Genomic DNA, 12628 nt, shown 5'->3' with positions numbered 1-12628 from the left:
TTGTGATCAAGAGACAGGCCGAAGCCGGGTATCACAACCAGGAATAAAACTATTACTTAGCGAAGTTTGCCGCAGCAAATTCCCAGTTCGCCAGGGCCCAGAATGCGTCCAGGTAAGTTGGGCGGGCATTGCGGTAGTCGATGTAGTAAGCGTGCTCCCACAGGTCAACGGTGATAATTGGCGTTACTGCCGCGTCCTGAATTGGCGTGCCGGCGTTGCTGGTGTTGACGATATCCAGGCTGCCATCCGCTTTTTTCACTAACCAGGTCCAGCTGGAACCAAAGTTATTGACCGCTTTGTCATTAAAGGCGGCTTTAAAGGCATCGAAAGAGCCCCACTTAGCGTTGATGGCATCTGCCAGGGCGCCAGTTGGTTGACCGCCACCATTTGGCGATAAGCAGTGCCAGTAGAACGTATGGTTCCAAACCTGCGCCGCGTTGTTAAATACGCCACCTTCGCTGTTACGGATAATTTCTTCTAGCGACTGGCTGGCAAAAGGCGTGCCTTCAATCAGACCGTTCAGCTTTACGACGTAGGTGTTGTGGTGCTTACCGTGGTGATATTCCAGGGTTTCAGCAGAAATATGCGGCGCTAAAGCATCTTTTGCGTATGGTAAGGCGGGTAATTCAAAGGCCATTGTAGCTCTCCGTTCGTTGTTTAAAGTGTCTGCATGGCGTAGACTACAAAACCTGACTAAAATACTCAAGTTTTATGCCTGCCGGCCTGCGTTTGCCTGCAATCATTATAGCCGCAGGCGCTGTTGTTGGTTCAGACAATATTGGGCACTTTCTGCAAATCTCAAGTGCGGGCGAGGGGCAGAAGGAGTAAAATAGGCCAACTTTCATCTTAATCCGAGAGGTAGTAATGGAAACGTTAGACAAAATCAAACAACAAATCGCCGACAATCCGATCCTGTTGTATATGAAGGGTTCGCCAAAATTCCCCAGTTGTGGCTTTTCGGCACAGGCGTCACAAGCGCTGATTGCCTGTGGTGAGCAGTTTGCCTTTGTCGACATTCTGCAGCATCCGGATATCCGGGCCGAGCTGCCAAAATATGCGAACTGGCCGACCTTCCCGCAGCTGTGGGTAGAAGGCGAGCTGATTGGTGGTTGTGATATCGTGCTGGAAATGTTTCAGCGCGGTGAGTTACAGCCGTTGATCAAAGCTACGGCTGAAAAGTTTAAAGCCGAACAACCTGCTGCTGAATAAGCCTTGATTAAGACACGGCAGCTGTTTTATGCCGTGTCTTCGGTCTCTTCGTCCTGTTCCTCATCGGCCGGTAGCGCATTGCTTAGTGGCCAGCCTCCCAGTTGCTGCCATTTATTCACGATGTAACAGAACAGCTCTGCAGTACGCTCGGTATCATACAGGGCGCTATGAGCTTCTTTGGCATTAAAGGCAATTCCCGCCTGGTGGCAGGCTTTGGCCAGTACCGTTTGCCCCAGCGCCAGCGCCGCCAGGCTGGTGGTATCAAACGAAACAAAAGCATGAAACGGCGAGCGTTTATAATTTAAGCGGCTGATGGCAGCATTAAAAAAACCTTGGTCAAACGCCGAATTATGCGCGACCAGCACTGAGCGCTGGCAACCGGCATCTTTTTGTGCTTTGCGCACGGCTTTGCAGATCTCAGTAATGGCCTCGCGCTCGGCAACGGCGCCGCGCAGTGGGTTAAAAGGATCGATACCGTTGAAGGCCAGTGAGCTGGCATCCAGGTTAGCACCCGCAAAGGGCTCAACATGAAAATGCAGCGTTTTACCGGGCTTGAGTGCGCCGTCGGCATCCATTTCCAACAAATTTACCGCAATTTCCAGCAAGGCATCGGTTTTTGGATTAAAGCCAGCGGTTTCAACGTCGATAACTACCGGATAATAGCCACGAAAGCGGCGTGCTAGTAAGCTAGCGGTCTTAGCTGTGCTGCTGGTTGTTGCTTGTGGTTCGGTCGCGCTTTTTAGGGTCATACAGTCACCATGCCTAACAGAGGCCGGCATTATGCCAAAAAAAATGTCACAGGTCTTGTTTTGGGCATAATGCTTGCTAAGGTCTGGTAGGTATCAGGAATTTTTTCATTGTAACAGCGGGGCAGTAAATGCGGGCAATCACGCTATTTTTCAGTGTTAGCGCGGGCTTGATGGTGAGTCTGGCGGTCGCCGCTCCCAGTCAGTGGCGTCAATATTCTGCCACTATTGAACAGTCCAGTTGGCAACTCAGCGCCAATACGCCCTTGCTGTGTCAACTGGAACACCCGATCCCGAATTTTGGTAAGGCAGTGTTTAGCAGCGTAGCCGGTAAAGATTTAAATTTGGATTTTCAACTGCAAATGCTAAGGCTGCCAGATAGTTATGGCTTGGCAGAAGTGCTGTCGGTGCCGCCACAATGGCGACCGGGAGAAAAGCCGAAAACCCTGGCCAGTATGCGGCTGCTGAAACAATTTGATGGCGACTTACCAAAGAAAACCGCCTGGACTTTGTTGACCGAGCTAGAGCAGGGCTTTAGCCCTACCTTTTATTACAGTGACTGGTACAGCCCATACGACAAGGTGACTGCCGCGCTGAATCCGGTGCAATTCCCAACCCAATACCAGGCGTTTAGCCACTGTATTGCCGGTTTATTGCCTTATAGTTTCGAGGATATCGCTTTTACTATCCTAAGCTATGAAAGCGGTGATCAGTTAACCCGCGAATCGCGGCGCCGTTTAAGTCAAATCGCTGAGTATCTGAAATATGATCAGGATATCGAAGCCATTGAGCTACAGGGCTATAGCGATAGTTTCGGCGGACGTTGGATGAACGAGCAATTATCGGTACAGCGGGCGCAAAAAATTAAAGACTTTTTGATTGCGGCCGGTGTTGCCGAGGATAAGGTGCAAATTGAAGGCTTTGGTGAACGGCGGCATGTCGCCCCCAATGATACGTCACTTGGTCGCGCGGTGAACCGCCGGCTGGTATTACAAATGGCGAAACCCTAGTGCGGTGGTTTCGCCGGTCTGTTCAGCGTTTTTCTACCATGAGTGACACATCTCGCCAACCTTGCTGTTCGGCGATCACTACCCGAATTTGCTCACTATTACGCTGAAAATACAATTGCAGCTGCTGTTGATGCTGCTTTTGTTGTATCGGTTGTCCCAATTGCTGTTGGTAAAAAGTGGCCAGTTCGGCTGCCGACAACTGGCTATAATAATGCAGTACCGCCGGCAGTTTTTGCTCTAACCGGGCTTGCTCCCGGGCATCGGCTGGTAACGGAATGCGATAAAATTCTGCTGCCTGTACTGAGCTGATGCCCAGCAGTATGCTGCTCAAACCGAGCAGCGCCAATGTTAAGATCCGACCTGACATAGCAAATCCTTGTTTAGCGTCCTGTAATGCAAAACTCTAGCAAAGAATCGGGGTCAGGTCGCGGTTTTTTTCGTAAAGCGCGCTGGCGAGAGTAATTGCAGACCGGTCTGCCCTGTTGGGATGGGTTCGCCGCTAATTTGTGCGGCCAGAATTTCAGCCTGCAGCGGCGCGAATAACAAGCCGCGGGCACCCAGACCGACGTTTAGCCAAAGTGGTGCTGGCGCGGCATTGTTGTGGTAGCGACCACAGAGTGGCAGATGATCCGGCACTGTCGCCCGAAAAGCGGCTTTTGCCGAATCAACCGTTAAATGCTGACTCCAGTCAGGTGCCTGTAACTGTTGCCGCAGCTCGGCAATATTCTGGGTATCGTCTGCATCCATTAACTCTGCCGTTTCTGCCGTCCGGTCAAAGGTGGCGCCAATACAGTGCAGTCCTTGCCAGGCAGGCGTCAGATAACCTTTATGACAAATTACAGTGCGCAATGGCGCAAGATCCGGGGCTTCGACATGGCTAACCTGACCGCGTACCCGATTTACCGGCAGAGCGGCAAAGGGGGCTAAGCGGGTTAGATCGGCACCATTGGCGACCAGCAGCTGTTGTGCGGTGAGTGTCGTTGTCGCGGTATGCAGTCGCCAGCCTTCAGAATGCGCTTCAAGTTGTTCTACCCGACAGTTAAACTGGCTGCTAAAGCCTGGCTGGGTGCTAAGGTAGCGCCACAATGCCTGGCAAAAGGCTTGCGGTGCCAACCAACCGGCCAGCGGCAAAAAGATGCCGCCCTGCTGCAAACTTACACCAGCGAGCTTAGTGGCAGCGGCTGCATCGACAAATTGCAGTAACTCCTGTGGCCAGACCGCAGCCGCTGCCATTTTTTGTTGCCGCTCAGCCAGTTGCTCTGTACTGGCCAGATGCAGCACGCCACAGTAATCCAGCGGAAACTCTAAGCCCAGTTGCTGACAGTGCTGATAAAACTGCCGCGCCTGCCAAAAGGCCTGACAGTGAAATAACCCCTGTGGCGTGAGCTTAACTGGCAGATTCGGATAAAGTGCACCCTGGCGATTATGTGAAGCACCCTGGGCGACTTCGACATCAGCACAAAGCAAGTTGACGGCAATACCCCGGCGCAGCAGGGCATAGGCCGTGGTTAAGGCTGCCAGACCACCACCGATAATGGTGACAGGATCACTAACAGGATCGCTGTGCTGCCTGTCGGGGGATAACGACGCAGCCGGCTGTGGATGCCAGGCAATCAGCATTTCGCGTTTTTTACCAAAACCTTTTACCTTGGCAAGCTGAAAGCCCGCTGCGCTTAGACCGCGTTTTACCACCCCGGCACAGGTAAAGGTGGCAAGACGGGTGCCGGGATAACTTAAGCGAAATAGCTGCTGAAATAATCCCGGTTGCCACATATCGGGGTTTTTCGCTGGCGCAAAACCATCAAGGAAGATTGCATCGACCCGATTCTGCTCCGGCACTGTCGGCAACAGTACATTAACATCACCCAGCCACAGATCCAGCATTACCTGGCCCCCATCCAGCAATAGTCGATGACAGCCCGCGGTGGCCGGTGGATAGGCGGCCAATAGCTGTTGGCAAAGTGGGGCTAATTCAGTGTGTACACTTAATGCCTGTGTCAGATCGGCGCGGCTTAACGGGTATTTTTCAAAGCTACTAAAATACAGCCGCTGACACTGAGCATCCGGATACTGGCGGCGATACTCCCGAAAGCGTTGCCAGCAAAGCAAGAAGTTGGCACCGGTACCAAAGCCGGTTTCCAGCACATGAAACCAGGGGCGAGTATGACTTTGCCAGCGCTCGGGTAAACCGTTTTGCTGCAAAAACACGTAGTCAGTTTCGGCCAGGCCGCCATCGTTGGAAAAATAGATATCGTCAAAGTCAGTGGCAACCGGGGTGCCTTGGGCATTAAAGTGGATCCGGGCGTGCGATAGGGCAGACATAACAAACCTTTGGCAAAATTTCATCTTGTAGTTTACCGCAGCCTGAAGCAAAATTGAAAACAGAGTACAGCTGTGCGCTGAAAGCAGACCAGTTTCGTGGCGAAAGTCCGTAGAATTGTGGTATTAGTTCTGCGGCCTTACTGGGCGGCAGCATGACAAAGATAATTTTTAACATTCAGTACCTGTAACGACAGGCATGGGGAGTAAGCATGAAAAGAGCCGTGATCACCGGTTTAGGCATTGTATCTAGTATCGGTAACAATCAGGCTGAGGTTTTGGCCTCGTTAAAAGCGGGTAAGTCCGGTATTAGCCGTGCCGAGGAATTCGCAGAGCTGGGTTTAAGATCGCAGGTATGGGGCAATATTAAACTGGACCCCAGCGAACTGATTGATCGTAAAGCGATGCGCTTTATGGGCGATGCTGCTGCCTATGCTTATCTGGCCATGCAGGAAGCGATGCAGGATGCCGGTTTAAGCGATGAGCAGATTTCGCATCCGCGCGTTGGCTTGGTGGTTGGCTCGGGCGGCGCTTCGTCCAAAACTCAGGTTGAAGCGGCCGACATTCTGCGTGAAAAAGGTGTAAAACGGGTCGGCCCCTATGCCGTGCCGAAAACCATGTCCAGCACCTGCTCGGCCTGTCTGGCTACGCCCTTTAAAATTAAAGGCGTCAACTATTCCATCAGTTCAGCCTGTGCCACCAGTGCACACTGTATCGGTCATGCGATGGAACTGATCCAACTGGGCAAACAGGATATCGTGTTTGCCGGTGGTGGTGAGGAAGTGCACTGGACGCTGGCGATGGAGTTTGATGCGATGGGCGCCTTATCCAGCCGTTACAACGACACGCCAGAACTGGCCTCGCGTACCTATGACGCTAACCGTGATGGTTTTGTCATCAGTGGCGGTGGCGGTATCGTCGTAGTTGAAGAATTAGAGCACGCGCTGGCGCGTGGTGCGACCATCTATGCTGAAATTGTCGGTTATGGCGCGACGTCAGATGGCTATGACATGGTGGCACCAAGCGGTGAAGGCGCCGTACGTTGTATGCAAATGGCGATGCAGGGCGTGGACGCACCTATTGATTATCTGAATACTCATGGCACCAGCACCCCGGTGGGTGATGTCAAAGAGCTGGGCGCGATCCAGGAAGTTTTTGCCGGCAAAACCCCGGCCATCAGTGCGACTAAGGCGATGACTGGTCATGCGCTGGGTGCGGCCGGTGTGCATGAGGCCATTTACTCGCTGCTGATGCTAAAGCATAACTTTATTGCGCCGTCGATCAACATCGGTGAACTGGATGAAGCGGCTAAAGGTCTGGATATCGTGACCCAAACCCGCGACGCAGTCTTAAATACCGTGATGTCGAACAGCTTTGGCTTTGGTGGCACCAATGCCACCTTAGTAATGCAACGCTACAAAGGGTAATGCAACGCGACAAAGCGTAATGCAAGGCCATAACGGCTAACTGCAGCTGTTATAACTTAAGGCGCTGACATCAGCGCCTTTTTTCTTGCTCAAGTTCAGTTCTTGCGACACGACTTTTCTTGCTAGAATGCACCCATCCGAACAACGGGGCCGATAATGAACATTTACGCTGATGAAAATATGCCGCTAGTGCGCGAGTTTTTCGCCGATCTTGGCGAGGTAACCACCTTTGATGGCCGTAACGTCAAGGCTGAGGCATTGCGCGAGGCCGATATCCTGCTGGTGCGTTCGGTAACGCAAGTCGATGCCAGTTTGCTATCACAGAATAACCGCTTACGTTTTGTCGGCACGGCTACTATCGGTACTGAACATGTTGACAGAGATTATTTAGCTTTCCGGCAGATTAGCTTTAGTTCGGCGCCCGGCTGCAATGCCCAGTCGGTGCTGGAATATGTACTTAGCAGTTTATGGTTTCTGGTTGAGCGTTATCAGTGGTCATTGCAGCATAAAGTGCTGGGTATTGTCGGGGTTGGCAGTATCGGCCAGCGTTTAGCAACCGCGGCAAAGGCGCTGGGGATCCCGCTGCTGCTCTGCGATCCGCTGCGAGCTGAGCAAGAGCCGGATTTTCCGCATACCGATTTTGCCACCTTGTGTCAGCAGGCCGATATTATCAGTTTTCATACCCCGCTTGAAAAATCCGGGCCTTATCCCAGCTATCACCTATTAGATACAGTACACTTGGCGCAGCTAAAACCTGACTGCGCTATTATCAACGCCTCGCGCGGCGCCGTGATCGATAATCAGGCGCTGCTGACGGCGCAACAGCAGCAGCGTCGGCCGCTGGTGCTGGATGTGTGGGAACAGGAGCCGGATATCTTGTTGCCGCTACTGCCGTATTGCGATCTGGCCACCGCGCATATTGCCGGCCATAGCGTCGAAGGCAAGGCGCGGGGCACCGAAATGCTGTATCAGCGCTGCTGTGAGCTGCTGCAACAGCAGCCCAAGGTGACCCTGGCCGCGCTCTTGCCGGTACCAGCGATGGAAAAACTACAACTTTCCGCTAATTTTGGGCTTCCAGATGTCCAAAATCTCGCCAGGATGTTATATGATGTGCGGCGGGATGATGCCTTGTTCCGGTATCATATAACAGGTCACGGGTTTGACTGGCTCAGAAAGTCTTATCCTGCGAGGCGCGAGTACAGTGCGCTACAACTGAGTGGCCCGGCTTTACCGGCCTGGCTTGACTCCTTAGGCTTTAGTCGTCAGTAATAAGAGGATGCACCGCATGGCGTCGCAATACAATGTCGCAGTTTTGGGCGCGACCGGTCTGGTCGGCCAACATTTAATCGAAATTCTGGAGCAGCGTGATTTTCCGGTTGCGCAACTGTTCCCGCTGGCCAGCAGCCGCTCGGCCGGTGGTACTGTGACCTTTAAGGGTAAAAAGCTGACGGTGCTGGATGCTGAAACCTTTGACTGGAGCCAGGCACAGATTGGTTTATTCTCCGCCGGTGGCAGTGTCTCGGCGATTTATGCCCCTAAAGCCGCGGAAGCGGGCTGTGTAGTGATTGATAACACCTCGCATTTCCGTTACGAAGCGGATATTCCCTTAGTGGTGCCGGAAGTTAACCCTGAGGCCATTGCTGATTACCGTAACCGTAATATTATTGCCAACCCCAACTGTTCAACGATTCAGATGTTGGTGGCGTTAAAGCCAATTCATGATGCCGTTGGCATTAGCCGGGTCAATGTCGCGACTTATCAGTCGGTCAGTGGTGCCGGACAATCGGCAGTAGAAGCCCTGGCCAGCGAAACTGCACAGCTGATGAACGGCCGGCCACTGGATGAGCAGGGACAGTTTGCCCGGCAAATCGCTTTTAACGTGATTCCGCAGATTGATGTGTTTCTGGAAAATGGTTACACCAAAGAAGAAATGAAGATGCACTGGGAAACTCAGAAGATTCTGGGCGACAGCAGCATCGCCGTTAATGCCACCGCAGTACGGGTGCCGGTATTCTATGGTCACGCCGAAGCAGTGCATATCGAAACCCGGATGCCGATTTCGCCAGAGCAGGTAAAAGCCCTGCTGGCCAATGCGCCGGGTGTGGTATTACTGGAGAACAATGCCGACTTCCCAACCCAGGTTTGCAGTGCTACCGGTAAAGATGAGGTCTTTGTTGGCCGTATTCGTCAGGATTTATCCCACGAGAATGGTATAAATATGTGGATTGTGGCCGATAATATTCGTAAAGGTGCTGCCACCAACAGTATTCAGATCGCCGAAGTGCTGATCCGCGACTATCTGTAGTCAGATAATCGTAAAGTAGTATATTACTGTTACAGGCCGCTTTTGCGGCCTGTTTTCATTGTGGCTGCCGCTGCGCCTCTGGTCAGTTTCCGGCATCTGCATTATAGTTGGCGGGCTGACTTTGAGAATGATGGAACACTGTTTGCATAGCTCTGAAATAAAGTTTGGCTTAATGACGTGAGTCTGGTTGCTCGGCTAAGGAAAACTGATGCCCGTTCGTATTTTATTCGTATTGCTACTTGTCAATTTTTCGGCGTTTGCGTTCTCACAAAGTGCGCCAACACAGATCCGTGGCCCGAAAAGCAGTGATAATGCCTTTACCCAGCAACAGTTTGGCCCGCTGACGGCCAGCGATACGCTATGGCGGATTGCCGAGCAGGTTAAACCCAATGATAGCGTGACCACCTATCAGGTGATGTACGCGCTGTTTCTGAAAAACCCGGGCGCCTTTAACGATGCTAACTTTAATCATTTACGGCCGGGCGCAGTCTTAATTCTGCCAGATTTGCGGGAAATTCGTAGTGTCGATGCGGAACAAGCACGACGCAAAGCGGATTTGGATGATCAGGCCTGGGCGGAACGTACCCGTCGTGAAGCCGAGGCCCGTGCCAGAGCCCGCGAACAGACTACCAAGCCGAATCAGGTGCAGCAGCAGACATTGGCCGAGTTGAACGCCTTAAAAGATAACTATCAGAGCTCGATGCAACTGATTGAAGGTATTGCACGCGAAAACGAGCAACTGCGTGCTTCATTGGGCCGGGTACAGCAGGAGTTAGAGGGGCTGAAAAACCAGCTGGCCGAAGACAGTGAATTACAACAGCAACTTAACCAGCTATTACAGCAGCAACAACAAATCTTGGCTGAACAGGAAGCACGGCGGCAAGCTGAGGAAGCTGCTCGCGTAGCTGCCAGCGAAAATCAGCTGGCCCAGTTGTTGAATAATCCGCTGAGTTGGGTGTTAGCGGCCATTACACCAGCGTTGCTGGCATTGTTCGGTGTCATGGTGTGGATTAGAAAACGTGGCCAGAAAACTGAGCAGGTAGTTGCCGCCGCGACCAAAGAGCCTGTTGCGCCTGTGGGATATCAGTCGCCGGTGCCTCCGCTGGATAATAGTCAGGATTTTGACGATAGCTTATTTACGCTCGACGACAGCTTGCTCGATGATGCCTTTGAAACCCCGACAACGGCTAAAGCCGGTGCGGCGGCGAAGAATCTGGGTGACGATGATTTGCCTGACTTTAGCGACGATATCTTACTGGATGATTTTGACAACGCCGATCCGCTGAAATCAGAGTTACTCGACGTGCCACAGGATGAGTCACTGGATTTCTCGCTTGATGATGATACTCAAATAACCACCGATACTGCAGATGACTTGATGTTACCTGACAGTGATGAACTGAGTTTTGATGCTGATAATATTTTGTCTGATACCGATCTGGCCTCATTGCTAGACGTTGAAGACGAAGCAGAGGAAGTGATTGAACTGGCCGATCCTGAACAAGCTGAAGCGGCTTCGCTAATGCCACAGCCACAACCAGAGGTCGAAGACGCTAGTTTAGACAGTCAGGACGATATCGATAATCTGTTGGAAGAAATTGAGCTGGATTGGCCGGTAGACGAAGCGACACCGCGCAATGATCAGACTGTGGCACCGACCGAACTAAGCGAGATGCCTGAGCCAGCCGATACCGGGGTGGCGACGGATAATCTTGAGGCGGACTGGGCGCAGGAGCTGCAAGAGTCAACAGCAACGGATACCAAGTTTGACAGCTCAGAGCTGGAGGCCTTTGCCGAGCAACTGGCCGCAGAGGGAGATTTTCCGGAGCAGGATGATGAGGAATTAATTACCGAAGATGAAGCCCGGTTGCAGGACGAGCTGGATGACATTTTGGTACAAGCGGCGGAGCAGACCCGAGCCGCTGAGGAAGCTGAGGCGGCACTGGATGCTGAAGCCGGCGTTGATGGTGATGCTGCACTGAATGCGGAAGCAGACCTTAATATTGAGGCTGCACTTGACGTGGAAGCAGATATTGCTGCTGAGGGCAGTGCAGAATCACTGAACGATGATTTGCTGCCAAGCGAGGATGCGGCAGACGACATGGCGCAAACCGAGCCATTAGCGCCAGAAGCTGACGAGATAACCGAAGCCCTGCATGAGTTCGACTTTGCTGAGTTAAACGAAGCAGACGCCGAAACTGGTGTTAATCTGGATTTGGGGGTGGCGGATGATAGTTCGGTGGTGCGGCCAACCGAGGCGACACTGGCCGTCGAAAACCCAAGCCAAATGCTGGAGGATTACCCCGAACTCGATTTAAGTGATTTTGATCCGGAAAATGAGCAACAGCTGGAAGTGTTGTCACGTCAGCTGGAGACCTTAACTACTGAGCCGGATTACGAGCGGGATGGTCGTGACGAAAGGGTCGAGTTAACACCAGAAGCTTTTAATTTATCCGATTTAGAAGACAGTCAGTTTGACGATTTACTTGATGAACTCGCCCAAACCGAGGTTGTAGTTGCCACAGATGACATTGAGCCGGCACAGGATCTGGAGGCGGAACCGGACCTTGAGTTAGCCGCTGCTGATGAGCAATCGGATTCGCCAGCTGACACGACTGTGACCGGGGTCTCAGACGCTGATTTTGTCGAAATTGATAATTTGTTGTCCGCGCTGGAACAGGGTGATAACGATGACAGCCGGTTTGAGCAGTTAAATGTGGATGTGGGGCTGGATGAGTTTGCTGATATTATCGGTGAACACACGAAAATGGACGTTGATCAGGAAGACAATGGTTTTGCGGCTAAGCTGGATCTGGTGCGTGCTTATATCGAGATGGATGAACCGGAAAGTGCTAATTTACTGATCGATGAAATTTTAACCTCGGACGCGCCGGATCATGTTAAAGATGAAGTCCGAACGCTAAGACCAGAGTAGGTAACAGAGTTTGGCTGCGGTATACTAGCCCCAACTGAGAAAAGGGGCCAAGATGCGGATAGCCTTAGGAATTGAATATGATGGGACCAGCTTTTTTGGCTGGCAGCGTCAGCGCGAAGTCAATAGTGTACAGCAGGAGCTGGAAACTGCACTGGCGAGGGTAGCAAACCACCCGGTAGAGTTATTTTGTGCCGGCCGCACTGACGCCGGCGTGCATGCTACCGGCCAGGTGGTGCACTTTGATACGAATGCGGTAAGAGACGAAAAAGCCTGGGTGATGGGCACTAATGCGCAGTTACCGGATCAAATTGCGGTGCGCTGGGCGAAAGTGGTGCCGGATGATTTCCACGCCAGGTTCAGCGCGACGGCACGGCGTTATCGTTATGTCATTTATAACCATAAATATCGGCCAGCTATTCTACGTTCTGGTTTGAGTCATTATCACCAGCAATTGGATATCAGCCTGATGCAGCAGGCGGCACCAGCCTTGTTGGGTGAACAGGATTTTAGTGCCTTTCGCGCCATTCAATGCCAATCGAAAACACCGTTTCGTAATGTCCACCATCTGCGGATTGAGCGCTTTGGTGACTATATCGTATTGGATATCAAGGCGAACGCCTTTTTACATCATATGGTGCGCAATATCACCGGTAGCTTGCTGGAGATTGGTATGGGGC

Annotated in this window: 11 protein-coding genes; 7 read left to right on the top strand and 4 right to left on the bottom strand. The window is 52.1% G+C overall.

Features of this window, described 5'->3' with window-relative positions:
• Window positions 1-52 precede the first annotated feature (52 nt).
• Entirely contained in the window at window positions 53-637 is a 585-nt protein-coding gene (locus AAY72_RS14150; protein ID WP_008984222.1) for a Fe-Mn family superoxide dismutase, read from the bottom strand.
• A gap of 227 nt (window positions 638-864) precedes the next feature.
• On the opposite strand from AAY72_RS14150, the gene AAY72_RS14145 reads away from it, so the two are divergent.
• Complete coding sequence (locus tag AAY72_RS14145) at window positions 865-1209, top strand: Grx4 family monothiol glutaredoxin (protein ID WP_008951431.1); 345 nt, start codon at window positions 865-867, stop codon at window positions 1207-1209.
• Between the two features lie 26 nt (window positions 1210-1235).
• Here the strand turns inward: AAY72_RS14145 and rnt are convergent, their stop codons facing one another.
• Complete coding sequence (gene rnt / locus AAY72_RS14140; RefSeq protein WP_057788379.1) at window positions 1236-1958, bottom strand: ribonuclease T; 723 nt, start codon at window positions 1956-1958, stop codon at window positions 1236-1238.
• A gap of 128 nt (window positions 1959-2086) precedes the next feature.
• On the opposite strand from rnt, the gene AAY72_RS14135 reads away from it, so the two are divergent.
• Complete coding sequence (locus AAY72_RS14135; protein WP_057788377.1) at window positions 2087-2965, top strand: OmpA family protein; 879 nt, start codon at window positions 2087-2089, stop codon at window positions 2963-2965.
• A 22-nt stretch (window positions 2966-2987) separates the two neighbouring features.
• Here AAY72_RS14135 and AAY72_RS14130 read toward each other — a convergent pair whose 3' ends face one another.
• Both AAY72_RS14130 and mnmC read right to left on the bottom strand, forming a co-directional pair.
• A complete protein-coding gene (locus AAY72_RS14130; protein ID WP_057788375.1) occupies window positions 2988-3332 on the bottom strand; it encodes a hypothetical protein in 345 nt (114 codons plus the stop codon).
• 53 nt (window positions 3333-3385) lie between these two features.
• Window positions 3386-5287 (bottom strand): bifunctional tRNA (5-methylaminomethyl-2-thiouridine)(34)-methyltransferase MnmD/FAD-dependent 5-carboxymethylaminomethyl-2-thiouridine(34) oxidoreductase MnmC, encoded by a 1902-nt coding sequence (gene mnmC / locus AAY72_RS14125; protein ID WP_057788373.1) that lies wholly within the window; start codon window positions 5285-5287, stop codon window positions 3386-3388.
• A gap of 209 nt (window positions 5288-5496) precedes the next feature.
• Between mnmC and fabB the strand changes: the two genes are divergently transcribed.
• The 5 genes from fabB to truA form a co-directional block, all read left to right on the top strand.
• Window positions 5497-6711 (top strand): beta-ketoacyl-ACP synthase I, encoded by a 1215-nt coding sequence (fabB, locus tag AAY72_RS14120; RefSeq protein ID WP_008607458.1) that lies wholly within the window; start codon window positions 5497-5499, stop codon window positions 6709-6711.
• A gap of 156 nt (window positions 6712-6867) precedes the next feature.
• Window positions 6868-7980, top strand: coding sequence for a 4-phosphoerythronate dehydrogenase (locus tag AAY72_RS14115; RefSeq protein ID WP_057788371.1), 1113 nt, complete (start codon window positions 6868-6870; stop codon window positions 7978-7980).
• A 16-nt stretch (window positions 7981-7996) separates the two neighbouring features.
• Window positions 7997-9016 carry an aspartate-semialdehyde dehydrogenase gene (locus AAY72_RS14110; protein WP_057788369.1) on the top strand — a complete coding sequence of 340 codons (1020 nt, stop codon included), beginning with the start codon at window positions 7997-7999 and terminating at the stop codon, window positions 9014-9016.
• Window positions 9017-9224: 208 nt separating this feature from the next.
• Window positions 9225-11951 (top strand): FimV/HubP family polar landmark protein, encoded by a 2727-nt coding sequence (locus tag AAY72_RS14105; protein ID WP_057788366.1) that lies wholly within the window; start codon window positions 9225-9227, stop codon window positions 11949-11951.
• Between the two features lie 52 nt (window positions 11952-12003).
• The coding region (truA, locus tag AAY72_RS14100; RefSeq protein WP_057788364.1) for a tRNA pseudouridine(38-40) synthase TruA at window positions 12004-12628 on the top strand (625 nt) is incomplete at its 3' end.

Source organism: Alishewanella sp. WH16-1, assembly GCF_001441695.1.
GTDB classification, from domain to species: domain Bacteria; phylum Pseudomonadota; class Gammaproteobacteria; order Enterobacterales; family Alteromonadaceae; genus Alishewanella; species Alishewanella agri.
The sequence above is the reverse complement of the archived record's forward strand: the minus strand, read 5'-3'. Positions and strand labels throughout refer to the sequence as shown.

What these genes read in the sequence shown, in the direction of transcription:
- mnmC (WP_057788373.1), bottom strand. Translation starts at nt 5,287, where the DNA reads ATGTCTGCCCTATCGCACGCCCGGATCCACTTTAATGCCCAAGGCACC.
- AAY72_RS14135 (WP_057788377.1), top strand. Translation starts at nt 2,087, where the DNA reads ATGCGGGCAATCACGCTATTTTTCAGTGTTAGCGCGGGCTTGATGGTG.
- fabB (WP_008607458.1), top strand. Translation starts at nt 5,497, where the DNA reads ATGAAAAGAGCCGTGATCACCGGTTTAGGCATTGTATCTAGTATCGGT.
- AAY72_RS14110 (WP_057788369.1), top strand. Translation starts at nt 7,997, where the DNA reads ATGGCGTCGCAATACAATGTCGCAGTTTTGGGCGCGACCGGTCTGGTC.
- AAY72_RS14130 (WP_057788375.1), bottom strand. Translation starts at nt 3,332, where the DNA reads ATGTCAGGTCGGATCTTAACATTGGCGCTGCTCGGTTTGAGCAGCATA.
- rnt (WP_057788379.1), bottom strand. Translation starts at nt 1,958, where the DNA reads ATGACCCTAAAAAGCGCGACCGAACCACAAGCAACAACCAGCAGCACA.
- AAY72_RS14105 (WP_057788366.1), top strand. Translation starts at nt 9,225, where the DNA reads ATGCCCGTTCGTATTTTATTCGTATTGCTACTTGTCAATTTTTCGGCG.
- AAY72_RS14115 (WP_057788371.1), top strand. Translation starts at nt 6,868, where the DNA reads ATGAACATTTACGCTGATGAAAATATGCCGCTAGTGCGCGAGTTTTTC.
- AAY72_RS14150 (WP_008984222.1), bottom strand. Translation starts at nt 637, where the DNA reads ATGGCCTTTGAATTACCCGCCTTACCATACGCAAAAGATGCTTTAGCG.
- AAY72_RS14145 (WP_008951431.1), top strand. Translation starts at nt 865, where the DNA reads ATGGAAACGTTAGACAAAATCAAACAACAAATCGCCGACAATCCGATC.